Source organism: Chryseobacterium cheonjiense (assembly GCF_012927265.1).
Taxonomy (GTDB): Bacteria; Bacteroidota; Bacteroidia; order Flavobacteriales; family Weeksellaceae; genus Chryseobacterium; species Chryseobacterium cheonjiense.
This window is the reverse complement of record NZ_JABBGF010000001.1, coordinates 1,293,990-1,320,897: the sequence shown is the minus strand read 5'-3', so window position 1 is coordinate 1,320,897 and position 26,908 is coordinate 1,293,990. Positions and strand designations below refer to the sequence as shown.

General features: G+C 36.9%; 27 protein-coding genes. 14 read left to right on the top strand and 13 right to left on the bottom strand.

Features of this window, described 5'->3' with window-relative positions; all coding sequences use genetic code 11:
• Positions 1 to 168: 168 nt before the first annotated feature.
• On the top strand, positions 169 to 2,508 hold the full coding sequence (locus HHL20_RS06050; protein WP_169230264.1) for a TonB-dependent receptor: 2,340 nt from the start codon (positions 169 to 171) through the stop codon (positions 2,506 to 2,508).
• Positions 2,509 to 2,510: 2 nt separating this feature from the next.
• Positions 2,511 to 3,317 (top strand): DUF4249 domain-containing protein, encoded by an 807-nt coding sequence (locus HHL20_RS06045; protein ID WP_169230263.1) that lies wholly within the window; start codon positions 2,511 to 2,513, stop codon positions 3,315 to 3,317.
• Positions 3,318 to 3,373: 56 nt separating this feature from the next.
• Here HHL20_RS06045 and HHL20_RS06040 read toward each other — a convergent pair whose 3' ends face one another.
• A complete protein-coding gene (locus HHL20_RS06040; protein WP_169230262.1) occupies positions 3,374 to 3,748 on the bottom strand; it encodes a DUF6876 family protein in 375 nt (124 codons plus the stop codon).
• Between the two features lie 35 nt (positions 3,749 to 3,783).
• The gene (locus tag HHL20_RS06035; RefSeq protein WP_169230261.1) at positions 3,784 to 4,218 is read right to left on the bottom strand and encodes a DUF6876 family protein; all 435 of its coding nucleotides are present in this window, start codon (positions 4,216 to 4,218) and stop codon (positions 3,784 to 3,786) included.
• Between the two features lie 72 nt (positions 4,219 to 4,290).
• Here HHL20_RS06035 and HHL20_RS06030 point away from each other — a divergent pair, with 72 nt between their 5' ends.
• Entirely contained in the window at positions 4,291 to 4,755 is a 465-nt protein-coding gene (locus HHL20_RS06030) for a hypothetical protein (RefSeq protein WP_169230260.1), read from the top strand.
• 2 nt (positions 4,756 to 4,757) lie between these two features.
• Here the strand turns inward: HHL20_RS06030 and HHL20_RS06025 are convergent, their stop codons facing one another.
• From HHL20_RS06025 to HHL20_RS06015, 3 genes are read right to left on the bottom strand one after another with little or no spacing between them, the layout of a single operon-like run.
• Positions 4,758 to 5,015, bottom strand: a complete 258-nt coding sequence (locus HHL20_RS06025; RefSeq protein WP_169230259.1) for a hypothetical protein — start codon at positions 5,013 to 5,015, stop codon at positions 4,758 to 4,760.
• Entirely contained in the window at positions 5,008 to 5,415 is a 408-nt protein-coding gene (locus tag HHL20_RS06020) for a hypothetical protein (RefSeq protein WP_169230258.1), read from the bottom strand. Before HHL20_RS06020 ends, HHL20_RS06025 begins: the two co-directional genes overlap by 8 nt.
• 58 nt (positions 5,416 to 5,473) lie before the next feature.
• Positions 5,474 to 5,758, bottom strand: coding sequence for a hypothetical protein (locus tag HHL20_RS06015; RefSeq protein WP_169230257.1), 285 nt, complete (start codon positions 5,756 to 5,758; stop codon positions 5,474 to 5,476).
• A 577-nt stretch (positions 5,759 to 6,335) separates the two neighbouring features.
• Between HHL20_RS06015 and HHL20_RS06010 the strand changes: the two genes are divergently transcribed.
• The 9 genes from HHL20_RS06010 to HHL20_RS05970 all read left to right on the top strand — a co-directional run bounded on the left by HHL20_RS06010 (position 6,336) and on the right by HHL20_RS05970 (position 14,830).
• Positions 6,336 to 7,244: a universal stress protein gene (locus HHL20_RS06010; protein ID WP_169230256.1), complete on the top strand. Its 909-nt coding sequence runs from the start codon at positions 6,336 to 6,338 to the stop codon at positions 7,242 to 7,244.
• A 9-nt stretch (positions 7,245 to 7,253) separates the two neighbouring features.
• Positions 7,254 to 7,697 carry a GNAT family N-acetyltransferase gene (locus tag HHL20_RS06005; protein WP_169230255.1) on the top strand — a complete coding sequence of 148 codons (444 nt, stop codon included), beginning with the start codon at positions 7,254 to 7,256 and terminating at the stop codon, positions 7,695 to 7,697.
• Between the two features lies 1 nt (position 7,698).
• On the top strand, positions 7,699 to 8,811 hold the full coding sequence (locus tag HHL20_RS06000; RefSeq protein ID WP_169230254.1) for an alanine racemase: 1,113 nt from the start codon (positions 7,699 to 7,701) through the stop codon (positions 8,809 to 8,811).
• Positions 8,812 to 8,883: 72 nt separating this feature from the next.
• Entirely contained in the window at positions 8,884 to 9,765 is an 882-nt protein-coding gene (locus HHL20_RS05995) for an AraC family transcriptional regulator (RefSeq protein ID WP_169230253.1), read from the top strand.
• Between the two features lie 104 nt (positions 9,766 to 9,869).
• A complete protein-coding gene (locus HHL20_RS05990) occupies positions 9,870 to 10,151 on the top strand; it encodes a hypothetical protein (RefSeq protein WP_169230252.1) in 282 nt (93 codons plus the stop codon).
• Between the two features lie 143 nt (positions 10,152 to 10,294).
• Positions 10,295 to 11,425 carry a serine hydrolase domain-containing protein gene (locus HHL20_RS05985; RefSeq protein WP_169230251.1) on the top strand — a complete coding sequence of 377 codons (1,131 nt, stop codon included), beginning with the start codon at positions 10,295 to 10,297 and terminating at the stop codon, positions 11,423 to 11,425.
• 186 nt (positions 11,426 to 11,611) lie between these two features.
• A complete protein-coding gene (locus HHL20_RS05980; protein ID WP_169230250.1) occupies positions 11,612 to 13,336 on the top strand; it encodes an FAD/NAD(P)-binding protein in 1,725 nt (574 codons plus the stop codon).
• A gap of 199 nt (positions 13,337 to 13,535) precedes the next feature.
• On the top strand, positions 13,536 to 14,216 hold the full coding sequence (locus HHL20_RS05975; RefSeq protein ID WP_169230249.1) for a type 1 glutamine amidotransferase domain-containing protein: 681 nt from the start codon (positions 13,536 to 13,538) through the stop codon (positions 14,214 to 14,216).
• Positions 14,217 to 14,308: 92 nt separating this feature from the next.
• Positions 14,309 to 14,830 carry a DUF1440 domain-containing protein gene (locus HHL20_RS05970; RefSeq protein ID WP_169230248.1) on the top strand — a complete coding sequence of 174 codons (522 nt, stop codon included), beginning with the start codon at positions 14,309 to 14,311 and terminating at the stop codon, positions 14,828 to 14,830.
• A gap of 61 nt (positions 14,831 to 14,891) precedes the next feature.
• On the opposite strand, the gene HHL20_RS05965 is transcribed toward HHL20_RS05970, so the two are convergent.
• A complete protein-coding gene (locus HHL20_RS05965; RefSeq protein ID WP_169230247.1) occupies positions 14,892 to 15,587 on the bottom strand; it encodes a DUF1826 domain-containing protein in 696 nt (231 codons plus the stop codon).
• A gap of 159 nt (positions 15,588 to 15,746) precedes the next feature.
• Between HHL20_RS05965 and HHL20_RS05960 the strand changes: the two genes are divergently transcribed.
• Positions 15,747 to 16,592, top strand: a complete 846-nt coding sequence (locus HHL20_RS05960) for a transporter (RefSeq protein WP_169230246.1) — start codon at positions 15,747 to 15,749, stop codon at positions 16,590 to 16,592.
• Positions 16,593 to 16,707: 115 nt separating this feature from the next.
• The gene (locus HHL20_RS05955) at positions 16,708 to 16,929 is read left to right on the top strand and encodes a hypothetical protein (RefSeq protein ID WP_169230245.1); all 222 of its coding nucleotides are present in this window, start codon (positions 16,708 to 16,710) and stop codon (positions 16,927 to 16,929) included.
• A 471-nt stretch (positions 16,930 to 17,400) separates the two neighbouring features.
• On the opposite strand, the gene HHL20_RS05950 is transcribed toward HHL20_RS05955, so the two are convergent.
• The 7 genes from HHL20_RS05950 to HHL20_RS05920 form a co-directional block, all read right to left on the bottom strand.
• The gene (locus HHL20_RS05950) at positions 17,401 to 18,033 is read right to left on the bottom strand and encodes a glycosyltransferase (protein WP_169230244.1); all 633 of its coding nucleotides are present in this window, start codon (positions 18,031 to 18,033) and stop codon (positions 17,401 to 17,403) included.
• Positions 18,034 to 18,255: 222 nt separating this feature from the next.
• Positions 18,256 to 18,483, bottom strand: coding sequence for a hypothetical protein (locus HHL20_RS05945; RefSeq protein ID WP_169230243.1), 228 nt, complete (start codon positions 18,481 to 18,483; stop codon positions 18,256 to 18,258).
• 32 nt (positions 18,484 to 18,515) lie between these two features.
• On the bottom strand, positions 18,516 to 19,706 hold the full coding sequence (locus tag HHL20_RS05940) for a glycosyltransferase (protein ID WP_169230242.1): 1,191 nt from the start codon (positions 19,704 to 19,706) through the stop codon (positions 18,516 to 18,518).
• 49 nt (positions 19,707 to 19,755) lie between these two features.
• On the bottom strand, positions 19,756 to 21,660 hold the full coding sequence (locus HHL20_RS05935) for a hypothetical protein (RefSeq protein ID WP_169230241.1): 1,905 nt from the start codon (positions 21,658 to 21,660) through the stop codon (positions 19,756 to 19,758).
• A 380-nt stretch (positions 21,661 to 22,040) separates the two neighbouring features.
• A complete protein-coding gene (locus HHL20_RS05930) occupies positions 22,041 to 22,478 on the bottom strand; it encodes a response regulator (protein WP_169230240.1) in 438 nt (145 codons plus the stop codon).
• A 119-nt stretch (positions 22,479 to 22,597) separates the two neighbouring features.
• On the bottom strand, positions 22,598 to 25,762 hold the full coding sequence (locus HHL20_RS05925) for a response regulator (RefSeq protein WP_169230239.1): 3,165 nt from the start codon (positions 25,760 to 25,762) through the stop codon (positions 22,598 to 22,600).
• Positions 25,752 to 26,906 carry an FIST signal transduction protein gene (locus HHL20_RS05920; RefSeq protein ID WP_169230238.1) on the bottom strand — a complete coding sequence of 385 codons (1,155 nt, stop codon included), beginning with the start codon at positions 26,904 to 26,906 and terminating at the stop codon, positions 25,752 to 25,754. Before HHL20_RS05920 ends, HHL20_RS05925 begins: the two co-directional genes overlap by 11 nt.
• Positions 26,907 to 26,908: the final 2 nt, after the last annotated feature.

Here is a 26,908-nt window from a genome sequence, read left to right as displayed (position 1 = left end):
TCATAATTGTTATGAAAATACTCTCCCTTTTTTTAGTAGGATTCATAATACTGTTTATGTTATTAACCTTAAACAATAATAGAACCTGTTCGTAGATTTGTATCTATAAAAATTGTAATTTTAGCCACTTTAATATGGTATATAAAATTCTCAATCAAACAAACCAGAATGCAGATATTATCCTTTAAAATTGCCACTACCGTAGCAGCAATCTGCTTCAGTACGGCTGTTTTTGCACAGCAGAAATTTTCGGTAAGCGGCACCATCAAAGATATCAGAAACGGAGAATTAATGATTGGGGTTACGGTAAGAGTAGCCGAAGATCCCACTATTTCTGTGGTATCCAATGATTACGGGTTTTATTCTCTGTCACTTCCCAAAGGCACGTATCATTTAGTCATTTCAAATCCCGGCTTTAAAGATTTCCGGCAGAGCATTGCTGTTGAAGATAATCTAAAACAGGATCTTCAGCTCGCCCAGGGAGGAGAAGAGGAAGAAAGAACAGCTAAAATTGATGAAGTGGTGATCTCAGGAGTGAGAAAGGATAAAAATCTTACCTCTGCCCAAATGGGAACGGAAACATTAAGCATTAAAAACATTGAAAAACTGCCTGTTCTTTTTGGTGAAAAAGATATTATGAAAACCATCCAGCTTTTACCGGGCATAAAAAGCAACGGAGAAGGCAGCAGCGGATTCAGCGTTCGGGGAGGAGCCACAGACCAGAACCTTATCCTGCTTGATGAAGCAGCGGTATACAATGCTTCTCACCTGCTTGGTTTTTTCAGCACCTTTAACAGTGATGCGCTGAAAGATGCGAGCATTATTAAAGGCAACAGTCCTGCGCAATACGGTGGTCGTCTTTCTTCCGTACTTGATGTGAAAATGAAGGACGGAAACAACAAAGAATATAATGTAAACGGAGGACTGGGGCTTATCAGCAGCAGACTGAGTGTCGAAGGACCTATTCAAAAGGAAAAATCTTCATTTATTGTTTCGGGAAGAAGAACCTATGCGGATGTTTTTCTAAAAGCAACCGATGATTTCAAAGACAGCAAGCTTTATTTTTATGATTTAAATTTAAAAGCCAATTATCAGATCAATGAGAACAACAGGCTTTATTTATCCGGATACTTTGGAAGGGATGTTTTGGGGTTAGGCGATACGTTTGCGACAGACTGGGGAAATACAACCGCTACTCTGCGATGGAACAGCATCATCAGCAGTAAATTGTTTTCCAATACCTCTTTTATATTCAGCAATTACAATTATAATGTAAGCTTAAGCAGCAATAACAACACATTTGGTTTATCTTCCAAGATTGAAGACTGGAATCTGAAACAGGATTTCACATGGTTTGCTGGAAATAACCATTCGGTAAAGTTCGGTCTTCAGTCTATTTATCATACAATTACACCAAGCAGTGCTTCAGGAACGAGCGTAAGCAGTTTTCCGAGAAATCCGAGATATTCATGGGAAAATGCTTTTTACATCAACGACGATTATAAAGTAAGTGAAAGTTTTACCGTAAATTATGGCATAAGGCTTTCTTTGTTCAGCGTTTTAGGAGGCGATACATTTAATACCTATGAAAATGGAGTTCTTACCGATTCCGAATTTCTCGAAAAAGGAAAATTCGGAAAAACGTATGTAAATCCCGAACCGAGAATTACGGCCAATTACCGCATTAATGAAGTCAGCAGCATAAAAGGAGGTTATTCCAGAAATACACAAAATCTGCATTTACTCAGCAACAGCGGAAGCGGAAATCCTACGGACCAATGGCTCGGAAGCAGCTATACCGTAAAGCCGGAAATCGCTGACCAGGTAAGCATCGGCTACAGCAGAAACTTCAGCAATAATAATTATGAAATTAATACTGAAGTATATTACAAATCGATGCAGAACCAGATCGATTATAAGAATGGAGCGCAGATTACTTTTGATACGGCAGCAGATGTGGAAAGCGAACTCTTGTTCGGTAAAGGAAGAGCTTACGGGCTTGAAATTATCGCCAAAAAGAAAAGCGGAAAGCTTACCGGATGGATTTCTTATACCCTCTCGAAAACAGAAAGAAAAATTGACGGAATCAATGACAACGAATGGTACAACGCAAGAATGGACAAAACACATGATCTTTCGTTAGTAGCAACTTACCAGCTCAATCCAAAATGGTCTTTTTCCGGATTGTTTCTTTACAGCACCGGTAATGCAGTGACTTTCCCTACAGGAAAGTATGAATTAAACGGTCAGACTGTGTTTCAATACAGCAGCAGAAATGCAGACAGGATGCCGGCCTACCACAGAATGGATCTGAATGCTACCTATGAGCCAACAGGAAACGGGCGTTTCAAAGGGTCGTGGTCATTTGGTATTTATAATGTATATGGACGCGAAAATGCCTATACTATCAATTTCGAAGACAATCCTGACAATCCGGGAACAACAAGAGCCGTACAGACTTCCCTGTTCCGATGGGTTCCTAATATCACTTACAATTTTAAGTTTTAATCATGAAAAAAATATTTTTAATTATAGCAGCTCTTACAATAACAGCTTCATGTGAAAAAGAAATTGATCTTGAACTTGAAAATGAAAGCGGAAAAATTGTAATCGAAGGCAACATCACCGACAAGGCAGGACCTTATATTGTGAAAATCACGAAATCGGTTTCTTTTACATCTGCCAACGAGTATCCTGCCGTAGAAGGCGCACAGGTAACATTGAATGATAACGCGGGACATTCTGAAGTATTGCAGTACATAGGTAATGGAAATTATAAAACATCAACAATTACCGGCGAACCGGGAAGAATATACACCTTAAATGTAAAAGCGGAAGGAAAGGAATATATTGCGCAAAGCACCATGCCTCTACCGGTTGCTTTCGAGGGACTGCAGCAGGATTCTTTTGTAGTGGCAGGTGAAACAAGCTATACGCTTCTTCCAGTTTTTACAGATCCTCCGGCGTTGGGAAACCGCTATCTTTTTAGTTTTACCGTAAACAATAATCCTAAGAAATTCTTCTCGGAGTTTTCTGATAATGTAAATAATGGATTGCCTAATCAGAGACCACTACTGCTTCCTAATGACGACAGCGATCCGGGAGATATAAAAGTGGTGAAGGGAGATATTATTTATGTGGAGATGCAGTGCATCGATCAAAATGTGTACACCTTCTACTCTGCCCTGCTTCAGCTTTCCGGCAGCGGCCCCGGAGGCGGAATAACACCGGCAAATCCACCCAGCAATATCAGCAATGGTGCACTGGGATATTTTTCCGCTCACACCTCAGAAAAGTTAAGTGCCGTTATTCAATAACGGCACTTTATTTTTTTAATAATCTTAGGTTTAAGCGTACTAAGTACTGCTGAAGCTTATGCATACATTTTCGATTCTATCGGCAGACAAAGCAGGTTGTTCTTTACCAGTAAGAAGAGATCATCGAAATAAAAACGGATTGAAAGATCATTTACCTCAGTAAGTACCACGCCGTTCTGATCGGTACAGTAAAGCATAAAAAGATTTCCTTCAATTCTTTTAAGATGCCAGTTTTGAACGTCACAGTTCAGTTTCGATTGTTCTTCCAGGATAAGCTCCAGAAGCCAGTCGCAGTCTTCTTCAGAGGATACATCTACAATTCCTTTCGTTAGTTTGTAACCTTTTTTGAAATCAAACAGTTCTTCTGTTGAGGTGTAAGAATCGTAAAGAGTGTTTACGGAGTTTCTTTTTTTGTTTCTTTTAATACTCATGAAATTAGTTTATAAAATTATTCTTAGTTCTTTATTTAGTTCAATTCTATTTTAAGATCATCCGTTTTTTTGGAAGGATGATTCACTGCATCATTTTTGATAAGCTTTACAAATTCATTATATTCAGTCGGTAAGATCAGATAACTGCCCATCTTCCAAATTGTGATTTCATCAAATAAAAAATCCGGCGAGATAAATGTGTTTTCAAAAAGAGCATTTCCTGAGCTGTCTCTACACTGAAGTAAATATTCAAGTCCTTCTGTCCTTTTCAGGTTCCAAAACTCCATCAGTTGTTGCCCCCCTGCTTTCTCCTGAAAACAAATAATCTGTAAAAGCCAGTAGCATTGCGTTTCACCAGATATTCTAAAAAGTCCTTCGGAAAGAAAATATCCGGAACTGAATTCAACAAAATCTCTTGGCTGTATAAAATGACGGTAGTAGTCATTCGCCGATTGCATATAATTTTTCATTTGTATTAATATTCTATAATTTTGTTTTATCTTTGCAAATATAGACTAAATTCCGACTATAAAAAAACAATTATGGACAAAATTCAGACTACAAAAGAAAGAATTTTAATTTTTTTGGAAACAAACAACATCAAAAAGGAATCTTTTTACAGAGAAACCGGGATTTCAGCATCGAATTTTAAAGGCGCCGGACTTAAAAGTGACCTGGGTGTAGACAAGCTTGCCAAAATCCTAAGAGTTTATCCTGATTTGAATGATAATCTTGTATGGCTTATTACAGGTGAAGGTGAATTGCTGACGCAAACGGAAGAAAACAAAAAAGACCATCAGAATGATGATCTTTATACTAATGATTTTAATGATAAAATTGGGGATCTGCTTGCGAATCTTTTTGCCCAGTATAATGCTCAGGACAAGACATTAATGTTTTTACAAAGCCAGATCAGTAAAATTGAAAAGAAATACAGCAAAGCGATTTCAGAACAGAATAAAATGTTACATGAAATTCTTTCAGCAATGAAAACACCTGCTAAATAAATTTAGTTTTTGTTGATAATAATCTTTTCCGAGCCGTAGATGAAACTTTTCGTAGGCACAGACATAACGATATACCCAAGTTCACTGGTAAATACTTCCAGCTCTTCAAGGGTTTTGATAAATCCGTTATTAATTTCCTTCTTTACCAAATTCATTTTTCTTATATATTCCTCCTCAGATATTACCGTATTGTCATAATCTTCCCATAATTTATCCGAGAGAGCAACAAGAATCTTTAATCTTTCTCTGTGACTACTCATTTTTTCCTAAACGTTTAAATAATATGGAAGAAAATCTTTCAAGCGTACTGTTATTAAATTTATCAAGGAGATAAATTTTCCTGTAATACCTGTCAAGCAGAAATACAAGGACGATAATCACTAAAAGCAGACAGATTATTGCAGCATCTGCAATAGCCGAAATTTTGTTCTGATTAAAAAACACAAATTTCACATAGGTGCTTAAGTGAAAATATCCCGATATCAGGGCTGCATAGAAAGTAAATCTGTTTGCTCTGAACAAACCGCCCAGCGCCAACAGTATCATACAAACCGGTATCGATAAAAAATAAATAGCAGAATCAAGATCGAGACTTCTTACACCGGCATTATTCTCAAGCTGTACATTTACATCAATAAAGTAACCTACTATATTGTTCAAAAAAGGCAATATAGCTGAAATAATGACAAAAGCCGAAGCCGTAATCTCAATAATGAGTTTACTTAGGCCTGTCCGGTTTTGTCGGATCAATTGTTTCTCCTGTATCCGCTGTTCCCTGCTCTGTGGAGAATTCTGTTGGGATTGCTTGTGGTGCATTGATAATTTCCTTGGTTTTCGTTGAATCTGTTGTTTTCGCCGTTTCACTGCCCTGTTTACCTGCTTGTTTAAAAGCCTGAGAGCTTTCAATTGGTTCCTGGTATGGATTTTCTTCTTCATACCTATCCGAACAAGCCGCTAAAAGGGACAATAATAAGACTCCGGATAATAATAGTTTTATGTTCATAGTAAAAATAATTTTTAGCATCTAAATATAAGTTTTACAACCGAAATTTAGACATAGTAAAAATATAATATTTACTTCTTATTTCCTATACTAAAATGCACATAAAATTTTACTCCGGAATTTTTTATATCACCGCATATTGAATTCAAATTTACTAAAATATATTCGGATTTAAGAATAGAAATGCAAAATAAAACTTAAAAATCCATTAAAATATAAAATAGTTTTCTAATTTGAGAATTTATATATCTGGACATACAGGAGAATTAATTTAAAAGAGCGGCTAACATATTATTTTTAATATATTGATAATCATTAAAATATAATGTAAATATTGATAGAAAGGACTTTTTACAGAATAAATCAGGAGAAATAACTCCACTTTTTACATCTTGTATTTTTTAATTAATATTTTTTTATTTTTTTTAAGCCACCAACTGCTATAAATAAAAGTATATTTAATATATTTTTATCATTTAACCGCAACTCTATAAGTAAAATATACCATAATATCAATAAATCGTGACACTATTTTACAATGCTTGGCCGTAATTTTGTACTCTAAATCACAATTGATATGGAAAAATACACCAAAATAAAAACAATACTTGTTGCTATCGATTTTACCGTAAAGACCGATAGCGCCACTATGCTGGCCGTACATATGGCACGGCGTCATAAAGCACGCATCATTCTGTTTCATAACGTGATGAAATTTTTTATAATCGACCGGACCGGCAGGCAGATGGTAGGAGAAGATACCATAAGCAAACAATATAATGATGCGGAAAACAGCCTCGAACTTATAAAAAATTCCCTGCAACAGTCCTATAATGATATTGAGTTTTTAACACGAATTGGTACAGATACAATCACAAACAGCATCAATAAAATTATTGAGGAAGATTCAGTTGACATTGTTATAACCGGAACATCCGGAAAACAAGGACTTCGTGAACTGATTCTGGGATCATCATCCTATCAGATACTCACCGGAGTGAACTGTTCTGTACTTTTAATGCCGGAAGGTTCCCATAAGTACAAATTTGAGAAAATCCTGGTGCCTGTGCGAGTCTTGGAAAAGCTTAATGAAAAACTGGAGATATCAAAACTCATTGCTGAAAAGAACAAAGGACTCATCAGTCTTTTCGGAATCTCGGGAGATGAAAATCCTACCGCCATTCGAAGAGCTTTTATAAAAATGAGAGAATCTCTGAAAGTGAGTAATACCGAACATTATACTTCATTCGTTGTAAGCAATGATAAAGCCGTGGAAATTTCCAAAGCTTCCAAAGATGCCGAGTTTGATTTAATTATCCTTACGTATCAGGATGAAGAAAGCTGGAAGTCATTCTTTTCAGAGAATTTTTTTAAACAAATTATTAATAACACATCTGTCCCGCTGTTGTTTTTTAAAGACAGCGACATCCCGGGCCAGGATCCGGAACCGGCAGGTTATGATATTACACTACCCTTTCCGGGATAATAACAACCGATGATAACAATAGAAATATACAACCCTAAACAAACTACTGAAGCTACTGAAATTAAATTTACAGAATTCCTTTTCGAGCATCTCGGCAAGTACGGTGATCATGAGAATGACATCAAAAAAGCCATAAATTATGCCTTAGGAAAAGAAAATAAACCCGGCGGAACAATTGTAACCGCAACAGACCAACAATCAGGAACACTAAAAGGAGTCTGCGTTGTCAATAAAACAGGCATGAGCGGCTATATTCCTGAAAACATTCTCGTTTATATCGCGACAGATAAAGAATCCAGAGGTCAGGGAATAGGAAAAAAAATAATGCAGAAGGTTATCGAAACCACAGAAGGAGATATCGCACTTCACTGTGAAAACGAAAATCCCGCCAGGCATCTTTACGAAAAGCTTGGATTTAAAACAAAGTATCTAGAAATGCGATTAAAAAAATAATATGTCTTATATCACTTTAAATACACAAAAGCTTGCAAAAAATTATGATTTTCTGAATCATCTTTTCAGCAGTCACAAAATAGAATGGGCAGTCGTTGCCAAACTTCTCTGCGGAAATGAAACATTCCTGAAAAGTCTTCTTTCCGTAACAGATAATGATATCTGTGATTCGCGTCTCAGTAATCTGAGAAAAATCAAAGAGCTGTCACCCGAAACCAAAACCGTTTACATTAAGCCTCCAGCAAAACGTCTTGCAGAAAGCATTGTGAAATATGCAGATGTAAGCTTTAATTCTGAACTTGAAACCATAAAAGCATTATCCGAAGAAGCTTTTAAACAAAAAAAGATTCACAGGATTGTTATTATGATAGAAATGGGTGAGCTTCGGGAAGGCATCATGGCTGATTCTCTTCCTGACTTTTACGCTGAAGTTTTAAAGCTTCCGAATATTGAAGTTTCGGGAATCGGAACAAACCTGAAATGCCTGAACGGTATTCTTCCCGACCGCGGAAAATTAAGTCAGCTCGTAGCCTACAGACGAAATGCCCAACAGCGTTTTAAAAAAGAAATCCCCTACATCAGTGCCGGATCATCCGTTACAATTCCTCTTCTCAGCAAGGGAAATGTTCCAGAAGAAATCAACCATTTCCGCGTTGGAGAAAGTCTTTTCTTCGGGACCGACGTTTTTAACGATACCGTTCTCAAAGGGATGCATCAGGATGTTTTTACCCTGACTGCAGAAGTAATAGAAATAATTGAAAAACCAATGGTTCCTACCGGAAAAGTTGGTAAAAACCTTACTGGCGACAGTCCTGAATATGATGAGAAAGACCGGGATAAAACTTCGGTGCGGGCCATTGTAGATCTGGGTGTTCTGGATATCGATATCAAACAGGTTTATCCTCTTCACGAAGGGATTGAAATTCTGGGAGCAAGCTCAGATATGATGATTCTGAACATTACGGATGATACCAAAAATCTGAAAGTAGGTGATGAGCTTAATTTCGGAGTACGCTATCTTGCTGTTTTGCGGGCGATGAATTCAGACTATGTTGATAAGAAAATCATTAATACAGGAAAAATAAAAAACACCCCTGTAAAGGCAGTAGTATGATTTGAACAGATGTTCCATGCCAGACGCTTTGTGCGGTATTAAGATTTATGGATAAACGGAAAAGCTTATATTTTGAAACAGGATATCAAAACGCTGCAACTTCATCATCTGGAGAAAGTACACCACCTGAAAAATGAAGTACTGATCATTCCTATTGCTCAATTGTTTGACAGAATTGATGCTAATAAGCATTGGAGAAACCGGTTTTATACCCTTTTTCTTTTTAAAGATACCGGAGGCTCAGTAATTATTGATGATCAGCTTTATGAAATTAAAAAAGACTGTCTGGTTTTCATAAATTACAATCAGGCTTACTCTTTCAATTTTTTATCCGGTGCAAAAGGATATGCTGTTCTGTTCACGAAGTCTTTCTACAATTATGTTTATACCGGTAATAAACTTATCCGAAGCGATACCGCAATGGCCGAAATGCCGCAGATCATCGATCTCAATGTTTCGTCTGTGGCAGAATTCTGGCAGAATTTTTACATCATCAGAAAAGAATACGGCAGAAATCGCCTGTTTACTAAAGAAATGATCTGTATGCAGCTGAAGATATTTATTTTAAGGTGTATAAGAGCTTCAAAAATGAAGCAAGGGCGTAATTCGCCTGCCGATCATAAAAGACAAGTCGTAGAAAAGTTCTCAGAACTTGTCGACCAGCATTATAAGGAATCTAAAACTACAGCTCCTTATGCTGAAAAACTGCACCTGACTCCAAATTATCTGAATACGCTTATTAAACAATATCTTGCTCTGAGTGCGGGACAGTTTATAAAAAATCGCGTCATACTGGAAGCTGAAAGACTCCTGCTGCATACCAACCTCTCGGTGACGGAAATTTCCTACGAGCTTGGATTTACCGATAATTCACATTTCGGAAAATATTTCAAATCTGTCACAGCCAAGTCTCCTAAGATGTATAGAACACAAAATAAAATTCAAAAATCCTGACATTTAATAGGTAACCATAAATGATTATGAGTAATTATATTTGTTTAAAGTACCACGATTCCCACATTGTCTTCAATGTTTTAGTACATTAGCAAAAAATTAAGGTGTCTTATACCATAAAAGCAACCAAAGAGGGACTAATCTACATTAAAGCCTCAAGCATCATCAAAATCAGCAAGCCCAATTCTATTGACGGTGCAAAAACTTCAGGCAGTCCTTTAATTATTAATGCTAACCAGATAACTTTTTTGAGCTTTGACACGGAAAGTAAGGTCACCTACTTTATGGTAAATGGCTTCCAGATTTCCATGAAAATTATTTTTCAGGAGGCCGAAGAAGCGCTCCAGCTTGCCAAATTAAATATTGAAAAAATTATAAAAGACTGATAAAGGCTGTTTACACTTTTGATATTTAGCCTAAATAATTCAGTTTTATTACTTTAAAATCTGATTCTTCACCTTCAATTCAGGATTTCAATATTGGCGGCACAGCCTTTGAATAAAAAAACAGCAGAGCCTTCAATTTCATTATGAAAAAAATCCTGTCTGTATTTATAGCCGCAATTTCAGCATGCATCGCCTTGATCTTTATTTCAGGTTATCACTTTATATTTAAAGCATTTGCATTAAATATCAGAAAAGGACCGATGACACCGTCGAGTGATGACGCAGAAATATTTTCCTCAAGAAGTATCCCCAACCAAAATCCGGAACCGTGGGAAAAGTCTCCTGACTACAATTCTGCTGAGCTTACTGAGCCTATTCTTAAAGAACTGAAAAAAACAAGAGCTTCATCTCTCGTCATCATACGCGACAAAAAGCTTCTTTATGAAGAATACTGGAAGGATCACGACGCTTCATCTTTAATGAATTCTTTTTCAATGGCAAAAGGTGTTCTTTCATTATTGGTAGGATGTGCGATTGACGACGGTTACCTGCAGTCGGAACATCAATTGCTGTCTTCCATATTTCCTTCTTACGAAAAAAGCAGATACGGCAGACATATTACCCTCAACCATCTTATGACGATGCAGGCCGGACTTGACTGGAATGAAGAATATCACCACCCTTTCTCAGAAAATTCGAAACAGTATTTTGTAGAAGATCTTGCAAAACAGGCTTTTGAAACCGAATGTAAGGAAATGCCGGGACAAAACTATGAGTACCAGAGTGTCGCTGCCCAGCTTCTGGGTCTTGCCTTACGAAAAGCAACCCAAAAAGATCTTGCGACCTACCTTTCTGAAAAAATATGGCAGCCTCTCGGCATGGAATCTCCTGCAAAATGGAGCATCGATCAAAAAGGGGTGGAAAAATCCTTCTGCTGTATCCATGCAACATCGAGAGATTTTGCTAAAATTGGGCAGCTGGTTATGCAAAATGGCAGCTGGAATGGGCAACAGCTCATCAGCGAAGCGTACTGCAAAAGAATGCTGACCCCTACAAAAGTAAATGATGCTTTCTGCTTCACCATATGGGCTGATGATGAAACATCGTTAAAATATCGATTTTTTTACGGGTTTTTAGGCCAGTTTATTATTATGATCCCAGAAAAGCAAATGGTCATTGTGAAAACCGGATTTTATAACAGACTGGATGTGGATGAAAAGAAAAGGCCACTCCAGGTAAAACTTTTTGCTGAAGAATTTTCAAGGATCATGTAATATATTATCACTGTTTACTATTCTAAATAAACTCTATTATCATGATATTCTTACATACCTAGGTATGTCGTGGCATACGCTTTGAATACTCCAACATGACTGCAAATAAAAAAACAGGTTCAATTAGTGTTTACTATTGAACAGTCTTTTTTATAATCAAAATTACTGCAAAACAGAAGTATAGATATGGAAAAAATCGACAGTATTGGTATTGTCGGAGGCGGGCCGGCTGCATTATTTGTAGTGAAGCATCTCATCTCCGAAAACGTATATCCGCGGACATTATATATCTTTGAAAAAAGTACAAGAATTGGCGCAGGAATGCCTTATAGCCGTGAAGGTGCGGCCAAAGAGCATGTTGCCAACGTTTCTGCCAATGAGCTTCCCGAATTGCCGGAAACTTTTTCATCCTTTATTCACAGAAAGCCCTACCCTCATCATCCTGATTTCTCCGATTATCGTGATATCAAGGAATACAAAGTAATCCCCAGGCTTATCTTGGGTGATTATCTTGAAGAGCAATTCAAAATACTTTTGAATACCGCCAGAAAATCAGGGGTTGCTGTAAAAGTTTTCACGGAAACAAAAGTTACGGATATTCGAAAGAAGAATGGCTTTTTTGAAATAATTACAGAAAGCGGGCAGTATGAGTGTTCAGCAGCAATACTATGCACCGGGCATCACTGGCCTATAAAACATGAAGAGCATATAAAAGGCTGGTACGATTCACCCTATCCACCATCAAAATTCTCTGCGCCTACCAATTTCCCGGTTGCTATACGTGGAACTTCTCTCACCGCTGTTGATGCCATTAAAACACTGGCACGGCTTAACGGGACATTCAGTGAGAAGAATGGCGAAATAGTCTATCAATTAAATGAAAACAGTAGTAAATTTTCACTCACTTTATTTTCAAAAAGAGGCTATCTGCCGGCATTGCGATTCCATTCTGAAGGAAGCGCCTTTTCTGAAGGTTGGATCATGTCGCAGGAAGAAATCTACGAATATAAGGAGAAAAATGGTGGTTTTATAGACCTGAATTATGTGTTTGAACGCAACTTCAAGCAGCCGCTACGTAAAAAAAATGAAAAATTTTACAATGAAATTAAAGATCTCACCATTGAGCAATTTGTAGAAAAAATGCTCAGTATACGGGAAGAGCTGGATAGTTTTGAACTTTTTAAAGCTGAGTATGAGGAAGCACAGAAATCAATTGAGAGACACCAAACCATTGCATGGAAAGAGACGCTTTCGGCATTCAGCTATGCGATTAATTATCCGGCCAAGCATTTTTCGGCAGAAGATATGATGAGGATGAAAAAAACTTTACTTCCGCTTATCTCCGTAATTATTGCTTCACTTCCTCAATCTTCGTACAGGGAAATTATTGCTTTGTATAATCAGGGACTTATTAATCTGATAAGTGTTGATGATGAAAGCTACGTAGAACCTCATCAGGAAGAAGGAGCGGTCTATCATTATACCGATCATCATACCGGAGATAAAAAATCTGATCATTACCAAATGTATATTGATGCCATCGGGCAGCAGCCGGTACAGTTTAATGACATTCCTTTCAGGACGTTAAGGGAAGAAGGACTCATCAGCTCCGGATATCTTAAATTTAAAGATACAAATGTGGGTAAAATGCAGTTTGAGAAAGATAACAGAAAAATTCTCAAAACAGATTCTGAGAATTATTATCTGCGTGTTGACGGATTGAATATCAATGATTATTTTCAGGCACTGGATTACTACGGAAAAGCTACGGAAAATCTCTTTATTATGGCTGTTCCATATATTGCAGGCCTCAATCCCGATTATTCCGGTCTCGATTTTTGTGATACCGCAGGAAAAAGAGTGGCCACTTGCTTAAAAGCCGATACTATTGCTGATAAAATAGTTTCTTAAATAATTCATAAAGTTTTCAGATTATGAAGTAATGAAATGATTATTTCAAAATATTTCCATTTTATTTATCTATTTACCGCATACCACATTTATATGAATCTAACCTTTATTGGCAACAAAGTTGTACAGTAATATGCTCTGAACATTATCTTTAACTGAAAAATTTTTCAAGAAAACAATTACATAAAAAATAAATACAATGAAAGTACTATTCGTAGTTACCTCCCATGACGAATTGGGAAGTACAGGTAAAAAAACAGGATTTTGGGTAGAAGAATTTGCAGCGCCTTATTATTTATTAAAAGATGCGGGCTTTGATATTACGGTAGCAACGCCAAAAGGCGGACAGGCTCCTATTGATCCTAAAAGTGAAGATCCGGATGCGCAGACACCTGCTACAAAACGTTATTATCAGGATGAAGAAGTACAAAACATCATCGCCAATACGGAGAAACTTAGTGAGCAGAAAGCTGCTGATTTTGACGCCGTTTTCTATCCGGGAGGCCACGGCCCGCTATGGGACCTTGCTTACGATAAAGATTCTCAGCAATTGATTCTTGATTTTTATAATAATGAAAAGCCGGTAGCAGCAGTGTGTCACGCTCCCGGAGTTTTTAAAAATATAATGCTCGAAAACGGCGAGCCATTTGTTAAGGATAAAAATGTTACCGGATTTTCGAATACCGAGGAGGAAGCTGTACAGTTAACGGACGTTGTACCTTTTCTTGTTGAAGATGAGCTTAAAAAATCCGGCGGAAAATATACGAAGACTGATAATTGGGGAGTACATGTTGTACAGGACGGCCTTCTGATTACGGGACAAAATCCCGCTTCGTCAGAAGGTGCCGCAGAGAAATTAATGTCCGTTCTGAAGAAATAAATTTTTTGACTTTTTAATAATATAAAATTCGGGCGGCCGTGAAACGGCCGCCCGAATTTCTATCCACAGGAAAACGATTTAAAATTATGCCGATGAATACCATAACAAAAACTTTTATAAAAGGAATTGCCGTCGGACTAGTGGCGTCATTCATAAAAACTCTTGCAGAACCGCCTTTGCAAAAGATCGGAGAAAAACAATTTGCTCCTAATGATGATGATCTCAAACTTCGTGGAGCAGACGTAACGCATCAGCCGGAAAATATGCCTCCGGCAGTTTTAGCCAAGGAAGTGTATAATAAAATTACCCATAAAGAGCTTTCGTATGCTAAAACATTGCAATCCATGAAAATAATCCATTATACTTTGGGTACTTTGATCAGTGTAAGTTATGTGACATTAGTAAATAAAAGCAACTTCTTTAAGGCTGGTGAAGGTATTGCAGCAGCAGCAGCAGTGTGGGCATTAACCCATGGCTCTACGGTTCCATCCCTGAAACTACAGGGAAAAGTTTCTGAAATGCCGAAGTCCTGGTGGGTTTGGGAATTCGGTTCTCATATTATTTTCGGAATAGCGATGGAGCAAACCAGTAAAGTAGTAAATAAACTTTTTTAGCCTATGATGCGTAGTTACGAGCAACCGAAATCAGATTAAATTTAATAAATGCTTTCGCTTCTTAACAAATCAACAGAAGTCTGTACTCCCATTCTTTTTCGTGCGGAGCCCGATGAATACAGGGCAAAACTTTCTGTCCCGGATGCTCTACTGCCAATCTCCAGAGATTGCCTTTTCCTAAATTAACAGGTATTGCTTCTGCATCTGCGGTATAATGAAGATCAAAATAGTTGTCTCTCAGGAAAGATTCAAATTCTGTATCAGGGCCATCATATAGTTTTTTAAGCTTTTCACGAATTTCAGGAATGAGAATTTTCTGAACACACTGGTCATTAGATACAAGCTCACTGGCTGCACCGTAATAGGTGCACAAAAAAGTTGAGGTTTCTATAGGGGAACGATCTGCATGATATGAATAAACATCGGTAGAAATAAAGTCGAATTCTTCGTCGCGTTCATAGTTTTTTAATAAATTAAGGCAAGGTGCTGCCCCGAACTCTGACAGCATTTTCATATCGAGGATGATCATTTCCCGCGCTACATGTCCTTTTTCAGACAGATTAAGGGCCAAAAGATCATTTACAGAAACTTCTGTGATATTGTCTTTAAGCGTAAGTTTAGATACAATCTCGTGAAAATCTCCGTTTAATTTTCTCTTCCAGCAGAGAGCATTCAAATTCCCCTGAAATTCTGTGTTCACAAGCTCAGGAAATGAAGAGACCATTCCGATATGGTAGTTTTCAGACAGAGTATTCATGAATAAACGTACATTTTAACCATATGCAAAAATAGGTATTTTAAGTACACTTAACAATATATTCTTCCGATGGTTTAATTTGCCTCTGCAATCATTTATACCACATCTCAGGGTAATGGTAATAATTAGTATGCAATTTGCAATAGTCTTTAAAAAACGATGACTTACAATCACAGCTTCCGGATATTGGTTTTATCTGCATTCTTATTTTCTTTCGCCTGCGGTGCACAACAGGAGAATGAAAAAAAATACTCATTATTTAACCCTGTTCCGAAAGCGCTTATGCGGGAAATGAATACCGACCGTCCGGATGTCACCGAATCACCTTATACAGTAGATGCAGGTCACATTCAATATGAGACAGATGCAGTAAGGCTTAAAAGAGAAGAGTCTGAATTAAATAAAACGCAGACCATACTGATCAATCAGGCTAATGTAAAGATAGGAATTACAGGTTCTACGGCCATACAAATAGGTTTTCAAAGTTATGGATTACAGAAAGAAACTGAAAAAAGTTCCGGCAATATCTCGAAGACACATGGTTTTGGAGACATCACCTTCCGCATAAAACAGAATATCACAGGAAATGATAAAGGTAATTTTGTAATGGCGGTACTGCCCTATGCTAAAATTCCATCATCGCAGTATGATGATGAAAGCCGGTTTGAGTACGGTTTAATCGTGCCTATGCTTTATAAATTTGCAGGAGAGTGGAATTTAGGATTTCAGGTAGAAGTAGATCGTTTGAAGGATCAGGACCTGCCGGAAATGCATACCGAACTTCTACAAACCCTTACCATTAGCCATCCGCTAACAAAAAATATTGACGGCATTGCAGAAACGTATTATACATATGACTTTAAAGCACATCAGTTTGCCAACTATATTAATGCTGCAGTCCAGATGGAGGTAGCAAAAAATTTCAAAGTTGATGCGGGACTTAATTATGGATTGCAGCACCATGCAGAAAAACATTATTTTATTGGTTTTTCGTACCTGCATTAAATCTGAGACAGGGAATTAATTAGAAAAAAATCACTGTGTATATTCCGAATAATTTTATTCATCGCCATTTGCACACAATTTGCTCAATCTAAAAACAAACCAAATACAATATATTATGCAGTTTATTGATTTTAAAAAAGAACATTTTAAAGAAGATGAAAAAACAAATGATTTTGTGATTGAGATCTCAAAAGACGAAATCGGATTCGGGGAAATAAGGGTACAGGAAAGAAAAGATGACGAAATTTATGAAGACGCAGAGTATGAAATCACCGATAATCCCGTAAAGGTTACCATAAGAATGAAAAAACCTGCCGATATAAGGGTTAATTTTTAAAATAAATGCTCCGAAGAAACTTCGGAGCATTATCAAAAACTTATAACATGAAAAACTACTATTTTAACTTATAAAATTTAATATAAAACCGAGGATCTGCACCACATTGCACTGTATTTCGTGTATCTGTTGTACAGATGGGGATCCTCGGGAAAATTAAATTCATCATTGTGTATTTTAGGCTGTAACTTATTATAGCTTTTCCGTACTATAAGGATTCAATATATACTCAGGTTTAATGCCTGTTTATTGTATTGATTTCTTCAGGACAAATAATAAAGATTACATTTTTTTTAAATTATATTCCAGATAATCAACTTATTCAATCTTTGCTTCAGTTTCATACTGTTATTTCTTACAAGAGAAGTACTAATTATATTCCAAATTAAATTAAATATTCAATTAACTGACTTACAGTATTTTATATAAATAAACTAAAATCCAAGATTCCAAATTCCGGAAAAAAAATCATTAATTGGAAATCATCCGTATACAGGTTTCTTCAAAATAAGATTCTGAAAACAGCAGACTCTTATGATATGCCGACTCACTGAAAGACCGGTATATTTCCTCATTGCACATCAGGTAATGAATTTTTCCCGACAGCTCATATACATCTGCAGAATTGATAAGGAAACCGTTCTTATTTTCATTGACCAATTCTGTTATTCCTCCAACAGGAGGAACTATTGCCGGAAGCCTATATCGCATTCCTTCCAGAATCGTCAACCCAAAAGCTTCAACCCATTGTTCCGGACGTGACAGGTTGACAATAATGCTTGCCTCACGGTAAAAAGAATGCATATCCTCCTGTGCGGGATACATTTTAAGATGACCCGGTACCGTTTTATTTTTAAAATAGGCATCAATTTCTTTCTGGGAAGCATTTAATACAAGTTTGAAAATATATGTGCTGTTTATTTCTGCCAGCTTTACGAATTCGTTGACCCCCTTATAGGATTTCAGAGAACAGATCATCAAAATAATAGGATCTGTTTTCCCCTGCATTGTATGCATGTATGACTGATCTGCCTTTTCGGCAAATTCGCGTTCTAAAAAGTTATACAGAAGTACCTGATTTTTAACAATCGGTTCCTTTTCCATAAGATAATTTGAAACAAAAACTCCCTTTGAAGCTGTTAACCTTGCGATTCCGAATAAAAATTTTTTAAAAATTTCAGGTTTTAGAGAAGTTTCATGAATATGATAAATTATTTTACAGCCCCTCAGTTTGCCAGCGACAGCTGCCCCAAAAGGAAGCACGGTATTAATGTAGATAGTATCTTCCCTTCTCAAGAAAAACAGAAGCCTGATCGTAAGATAAAGCTAACTGATAAAAAAATTACATCCTTTTATCAGCGGGTTCTGAGAAAACCGGTACCAAATAGGATGACGGGTTACTTCAGGCAAATCTGATAAAAAGCCTCTGGTCCCGCCGGAAGTAAATAAGTGAGCTTCTATATTTTTTCTTGTCCAGGTTTTTAAAAGCTGCATTAATACCTTCGGACTTCCGCTATAGTCGTTTAGTAAATGGATGGCTATAATTCTGCTCATGTCATATACGGTTCTAATTTCATTAAGATGTTCTACTTTTTATTCAGGGAGAACTTTTCAACGTATTGTTTCCTGGCTCCCAGACTTAATTTTTTTCTGAGAGGCTGATCCAGAAACAGTCTTACCAAAGTGAGGCTCAGTTCTTCTATTGTCTTTTTATAATTCTGCTGAGGAACCAAAACCCCACAACTGTTATTTATAAATTTTCCGGAGCCGTCATTTTGAAGGCTTATCACGGGTAATCCGAAACTCAGTGCTTCGGGAACTACCATTCCTGCTCCTTCATGGGAAGGAAAAAGGAATACAGAAGCACTTTCATACAGTTTTATGAGTTCTTTACGCTCGATCCAGTCTATAATTTCTATAAAATCATTCATCCCGTTTTGGCGGATAAGGTTTTCGTAGAGTGCTTTTTGCTTTACTGTTCCTACAAGTATAAGTCTGCATTGGGCCTTATCTTTTTCCGGCAGATAATTGATAAATCCGATGAATGACCGTATCGTTAAATCAAAAGCTTTTAAAGGAACAAATCTTCCCACACTTATTGCCGTAAAGCCAGATTTGGGATTAACCTCCAGGTGTTGCTTAAAATCTTCGGCATTTGCGGATGGATAAAGATCTTCAGTGAACTCGAGCTTTTCGGGAACGACTGTATTCAGGTACCAGGTATTTTCGGAATGCTTGACAGTCTTTTTTAATGAACATGAAAACTTTCGGAAAAGGTTTTTCATCATCCACATAAACCGGTCTTGTAAAAAATATGTTTTTGAATACATATTTAAATATTGTTCCGGGATCAGCGAATGAGGTTCCACAGGTCCCCAAACCATTGGCTTATGGAACTTCCACAGAAAGCTTGGAGTACGGTCATCATGAAAATTTACATTGTGGGTAATATCAAATTCCAGTTTTTGTTTTTTAATAAATGAAACAATACCTTTCTGCCAGAGATAGTAGTACAGCAAGGCTCCTCTACGACCTTTTTTCCAGAACCTCATCCAATGAGGAAGATCGAAATAGAGAAAAGAAATATTTCTGTAAATACTGTCAGGATGTTCCGCTATATATTTTTCAATAGAAGTCCTGTTATTTTCTCTTGTAACGGCGATCACTTTCCTGAATCTTGCAATCTGACATACAAAATTCCAACCCATCTCATCTTGTGATCCTTCATAAGGATTTATAGCATAGCAGCTCGCCAATATAGTTTGATTCGTTTTCATAATTGTTCTTTATTATTAATTTAGCAGGAACACCTGCGATGATACTTTTTCAAATTGGATTTTGCAGCGACGAATCTATTTTCCAGAGTTGCTCCCGATCCGGCAGTTTTTTATTTTGATTATTTTCGCCCGCCTCCCAGGTAACAAATGGAAATACTGATATATTCTGGGTGTTGGCTGTACGGTTGGCAGGTACTACGTGATCCTGTAAAACATTAAGATTTGCTGTTTCTGAAATTACTGCGGATCCTGCAGTACCCTTAACACCGTTAACAGACATGACAAATTCTTTCCCGGAGAAAATGCCTTTGATATATATAAATGTGTTTTTTAAAAAAGATATTCTTTGTTCGGGCTGCATTTTCAATTCTTTAATCTGCTCCGTTATTTTTATCTGTTTGTATTCAGGTATATTTTCTTTAATAAAATCTTTGCAGCACTCCGGTACTTCCCTTTCGTTAAGCGAATAAAAATAATGCAGGTATTTTGCAGTATCTGAATCACAGGTAGTTTTTATTCCAAATGTATCGGCTACTGACCGCTTGATCATTTTTCGTGCTTTCATAAATTCAAAGCTTTTCTCTCCAATTTTTTGAATAAGATTAAGATTGAGGATCTGCTTATTGTTCATAATAATTCTTATACTGTACATAAATGATTTTTTTGAAATCATCAAATGATCGGTCATACTATTGCTTTTAAGAAAACGGATTATGTTGTCAGCGTTCTTCGGAGATACGAGAATATCAATTTCAGACTCAGGACTTAGCTTTTCGGGTTCCTGATCGGGAAATTTTAAAACGGCATAAGGAGTCAGATGCATGCTATCAAACATATCCATGATAAGCAGTTCTTTTTTTGTATATATTTCTTTTGCAAACTCGTTCAATGCTTCCGTCCAGGTCTGCAGGAGCAGATGAGTCTCCACATCCAATACTTTTTGTTTTTGTATTGTGAAATATTCTGATATATTGATTATAAGGTAAAATTTCAGGTAGTGAATCAGCTCTGCGTCACTAAATTGGAGGGTTAGTCTGTTTTTCTGTTTCAGATCCTTTAAAATAGCTTTCCAGGGTTTTCTATCAACTAAAATTCCGTTCCGGATAATGAAATGGAAGAAATCAAATCCCTTCGGCTTATCACAGGATGCAAGCTCCCAGTCATAAATAGAAAGCAAATTACCCTGCACATAGCAATTCCATGAAGTAAAATCGCCGTGAGAAAAAGAAAGATTAATATATTGTGTTTCATCTACTTTTTCTATTACTTTGTTCAGTTTCCGGATTAAGCCCGGCGGAATATTTTCATCATTGAATATATTCAAATTTTTCTTCAGCATCTGGAAGTATCCCCAATTCGCTACTAAACATCGACGCTGATACCTCTGTCCGATCCCTTTAACTGCTTTCGCATGGATTCTTCCGAATGTATTTTGGCGGTGCCCGTTTTTAGAAATATCACGGGTCTGCAAAATATTACCGTTGTGAAATAAGGACCTCGGAACCGAATAAAAGTTACTGCTGGAAGCAAAACGTATGTTGGCAAGCTCATTAATAAGAAGATCTTTCGCTGTTTCTGTACATGCAATTTTATAAAATCTTTCCGCAGCGTACAAAAGAGCTTTATCGGCACCGGCTGTTCCGGTAGACATTGCCCAGTCACCTTTGATATTAAAAACAGGCTTTCCTTCAACAGCGCAGTATAATGTCTCTTTCTTAAAGAGCAGTCTCTGCAAACCAAGCTCAAATATAAGCCTTACTGCAATTGAATATAATTTTGCATTAACTGTACAGGCACTATAAAATTTTAAAAACAATGGTTTTTTTGATTTTGAGTTCCAAAACCATTTCAGGGAGCCGTCTGCATTCTGTATATAAGAAAAAGATATTTTTAAACTTCCAGGCTGCTGTGTACTATACAACTTATATCCTGTACTATTAAATAAAGTTTTCATATTATTTACTTTGATGTATATAATATAAATACATTGCCAAATAAATAAAACACTGATTATCAGTATATTAATTCATATTTAAAAATACCGTTTTTCCATATTTTGGAATAAAGTCTAATTTTTAAACTGAAAATTATAAGAAATTATATAGCTTTTGTACTGGATTACTACCTAGGGAAAATATCATATTATTGGGTACGACAAATTGAAAATAATTAGAAAATTATTTCCTTTTTTTACATCGATTTAATGGGGTAATTCGGCAATGGTAAATGGTTACCTTAGGTTAGATTTTAAAGGTAATTCTTATAAATTCGTGATAAGTTTTTCACAGTAATAGTGAAGAGAGTATAGATAAATATGTATTATTCAATCTTATATTAAAATAGAAATAAAAAAAATTTCCTGAATATTTTAAATTTATTCTGGGCCATTTCCTCTCTGATGCTGATGATCTTTTCTATAGCTTCTTTCATTTTTTCGCAGACATCGTTTCCTTTCGTAATATAATCGAAAGTACCGTATTTGAGTGTATCTACAGCGGTATCAATATTTTGCTGGGAAGAAACCATAATCACATAAATATTAGGATCATATCGTTTAATTTTCTTTAGAACTTCAAAACCGTTGAGGTCTTCCATATTGTAATCCAGAAAGATGATATCAGGTTTATGGTGAAGCGCATTAAGGCATTCGGTTCCGTTGCTGAAAATCGTTATATCATTATAATAATTATTTTTTAAATATCGCTCATACATGCTGGAGCAAAATTGGTCATCATCTACAATAAAAAGCTTCAAATTGTGAGTATTGTCCATTTATATAATTTACTAAATACTGTCACCACAATTATACCTTTTATTAAATAACTGAAATACAAATATTTACACATAAATATATTTCCAAAATATGGAATCTGATCCTGAATCTGGACAATCTATAATTGATCTTCTTTCATCTGTTCTATGACGGTCAATAGTACATTTTTTATTTTTTCAAATAAAGAAAACAGCATGGCAATATCCATACTCTGCTCTTTAGCTGAAATTTCCAGCTCTTTGAGGTCTGATGTTATTGAAGTAATGCCTACTGCTTCCACACTTGGTCTGATCTTATGGACCAACCTTGCAATTTCTGCAAAGTTTTTTTCGTTAAAAGCAAGCTCTATAAGAGGAATCATCTCCTGGGTCTGCGTAATAAATAATGTAATAATCTTCCTGATAAACGCTTCATCACCCTGGCCCAGCTTTTTAATTTCTGTAAGATCATAAGAAGCTATTGCATGTACTGCCTCTGAACCACTTTTTTGATTCTTTAAATGCTTATCGATAATCTTTATGAGACTCTCCTCTGCAAAAGGTTTGGTAATATAATCATCCATTCCGATGCTGATACATTTATCTATCTCGCTTTTAAAAGCATTGGCAGTGAGGGCGATGATCGGAGTTTTAATACCCATTTCCTCCCGTAGTATTTTGGTCGCCTCAATTCCGTCCATTTCGGGCATCTGAATATCCATTAAAACAATATCAAACTGTTCTTTTTCCAGAAGTTCTACGGCGATTCTGCCGTTGTCGGCTTTAGTTACCATACAGTTGTAATGTTTCAGCGAATTTTCTGCCACCAGTTGGTTCAGCTCATTATCTTCTACAAGCAATACCCGAATACCATCAAGAACAACATGCTGATTTTCTGCTGAAACCTCTTTGCGGGGTTCCTGATTCCCTTTATTGAGAACCAGCTGTATAGTGATGCTCGTTCCGACATTTTTTTCGCTCTTTACATCAATTTCACCTTTCATAAGATGGATGAGTTCCCTGGTGATCGACATTCCTAAGCCTGTACCACCATATTTCCTGGAAATGGAGCTGTCTTCCTGGTTAAACTTTTTAAATATACTTCGGACGTATTCTTCACTCATACCAATGCCCGTATCTGTAATACTGATCGAGAATGTCTGCTGGTGAGGAAGATCCTCTATAACCTTACAATCCACAGCGATTTTCCCCCTGCTGGTAAATTTTAGTGAATTGCCCAAAATATTATACAATATCTGCTCTATTTTAGAAGGATCTCCTTTAAAGGTCGGAAAAAGCTTGTCGGAAAAAGATGTCGTAAGCATCAGTCCTTTTTCCTGCGCTTTTGGCCTGAGTATGGTAATAACATTTTCAATACTTTCTTTTAATGAGAAATTTTTATTTTCCAGCAACATTTCTCCCGATTCGATCTTCGAAATATCAAGAATATTATTGATAATCGATAATAAATGTTGTGAAGCATTGTAGCTGTAATCTAAAAATTCCTGTTGTGAACCGCTTACCCCTGCTCTTTTCAGCTCACGTAAAAAACCTATGATTGCATTTAAAGGAGTCCTTATTTCATGGCTCATATTTGCCAGAAAGACCTCCTTAGCTTTGGAAGCTTCAAGTGCTTTGGCACGTTGCAGTTTCAGTTCTTCCTCCAGTTTTTTCTGATCTGTAATGTCAAGATGAATGCCTATTGATCCTAAAAGGTTTCCCTGATCGTCGTAATTCGGAGCTCCGCTTATTGCCCACCATCTTATTTCTCCACGTTTGTTTTTTACAGGAAGCTGATAAACACTTGAAACACCTTTCTTCCTCAGCTCGATCTGCTCACGAAGAAACTGCATGTTGCTTTCTCCATACAGAAACAGCTGAGCCGGATTTTTACCAATCAGCTCATCAGGTTCAAAGCCCGATACCTCACAAAAACTCTGATTGGCGTACCGGATCATCTGATTGTTATCAACTTCAAGCAGTCCCAGATTCATATTGGCGATGATGTTACGGTATTTTTCCTCCTGTCTCTTAAGGTGGTCTTCCGTTCTTTTTCTTTCGGAAATATCGTTGTACTTCCAAAGATGCCCCTGATATTGATCATTAATAAAAATAGGGATGTAATCTCTCTCCAGAAACGTTCCGTCCTGCATTTCCAGCAGTTCATTGGTAACGATCTTCTTTTCCTCAAGTATTTTGTTGATTCGCTGTACAAAATGATCCTGATCTTTAAAGAGGGCTTTGGATTCTTCTGCTGAGTTTGTGCAATCCATCCCAACCATCATATCAGCAGAAACAGGTATATTAAACATTCTGCAAAAAAGATTATTGGTAAAAATAATCTGCCGCTTTTCATCCTCCATTAAGACCCCTGATTGTAAATTGGCAAGCAGCTTTTTAAGCATTTCTACGGTACGCGAAAGGTCTCTTTCAAGAACAAGGCGTTCCCTTACGTTTACAAGAACCTGGGTGAATATAGTGAGAAGATTTTTCTCAGTATCCGATAAATTATGATACTCCTTTACAAAATCAAATCCTACAAAACCCAGGCATTCATTCTGCATCATTGCCGGAATTACAAAAAGACTCTTAATGTCCTGTTCCTGTAAGATTTGTTTGATGTCACTTTCGGGAAGTTCCTGAACATCAGGATAATAAATACTTCCTCCCTTTTTGTTGATTTCCACCCAATCTCCCATCATTTCAAGAGGGATATCCTGAAGGTTTTCTATCTGCGGGGTAATGCCCTCACTGCAGTATTCATAGACATTTGAACAGGTTTTTTTTGTAAAATCATATCTGAAAATATACGCCCGGTCTGCTTTCACAAATTCAGACATTTCCTTAAGGGATTTATTGACGCTTTGGGACACCTCTTCTATGGGGATATTGATGTACTCGGAAGAAATATCCATTAGAAGATTCTGAAATTCAAGCTGGCTGTTAAGCTGCTCCTGCAAAAATATTCTCTTTTTCAACTGCTCAGATATATAGGATGACAGCTCGGTAAGATCTTCAGAACCGTGACTTTCAAGAGAAGGGTCAAGAATTTTTATAACCTCGTAAAGATTAGAGATGGACTTTTGCTTCAAAATATTTTCATTCTTAAGGTTTTCATTAATCTCGTTATATTCTTCTTCGTTTTGTTTAAAAACATGATTCATGAGATCTTTATCTCTCTCAAAAGATTTGTAAGATTCGTTGACTGCATGAATGAAGTTTTTGAATTGCGGATGATTTTTACAGTCTTCGGTCAGATATTTATCAATCTGTCTTTTTAAAAGCTTGTGAAATTTAATTTCCATTTTGTGTAATTTCGTTGATGGTCGTAATAGTGATGGTCTGGTTATGCAAAACACAATGATCAAAAGGCTGCAGGGGTGATATTTCGCCGTATGAATAAAATCCTGCGATTACAGTATCCGGTCCCAGAACATCCCTTACCACATCTACCTCTTCTGCAATACGGTCGCCCAAAACCAATTTTCTTCCCACACAACTGATAATGATTGCTATTGCAGCGTTTTCCTTGCACATTTCAAGACACTGAACTGCAGCATCGTGGGCGGCATCAACCAGCCTGTCTATATTGGCTTTCATGAATCTTACTTTGCTGCCTTCCGGGATGTCTCCTGCAAATACCATTGTCTCATCATTTTCATTAACGGATAAAATAGTTCTCACCACAGGATAAGGATTGTTTTCCGAGGTAAGGGACAATGGAAAAAGAAGTGCCGAACCCGGTAATTCTTCAGCGTATTTTCCCAGATATTTTTTATACAATTCCAGTGCATTTCTTCCGTCAATTTCGTAAAGCACGTTTTGATGAGACTTTGTAACTGTTTTTTCGAGTCCGAAGCTCTCCCACCCTCCGTATGAAGAATGAGACAGCACCAGGTTCTTACCGTAGAATCCAATGGCTACAATCTTATTGGGTTCTGCCACAGCATTCAGTCCGACTACCGTTTTTTCAAAATGGTCATCATCACCGGCAAGACCACCGGTTATCAAAACATCTGCAGGCCTTCCCGAATTCAGTCCCTCAACAAGCTGGCTTCCGTTGACCCGACTTCCGTCCGACAGGATGAATACCCATCTGAGATCCTCTTTTGGAAGTCGGCTGATGAGCATTTTCCCTGCTTCATAACTGTCCGGAAAATCAGTAATGTCAATTTGGGAGGTTTTCAGTAACGCCTTGTAAAAGCTGATGGCCGTAACGGCTACAGCATCATCATACACCTCATTGCTGAAGATTTCTCCTGAAGATGATGACAAAGCAATTTCCGCTTTCGGGAATTTTTCTTTCAATACATTGAAAAAATTTTCATCTTCAAGTATCGCTCTGGCTCCGTAAGCCAGAACCAGCCCGGTATTTTGGTAATCAAGTTTTTTATCATTTCTTTCAAACTTCCACTCTCCGTTTTTATAAAGTAATTTTGCAGCTTTCATAA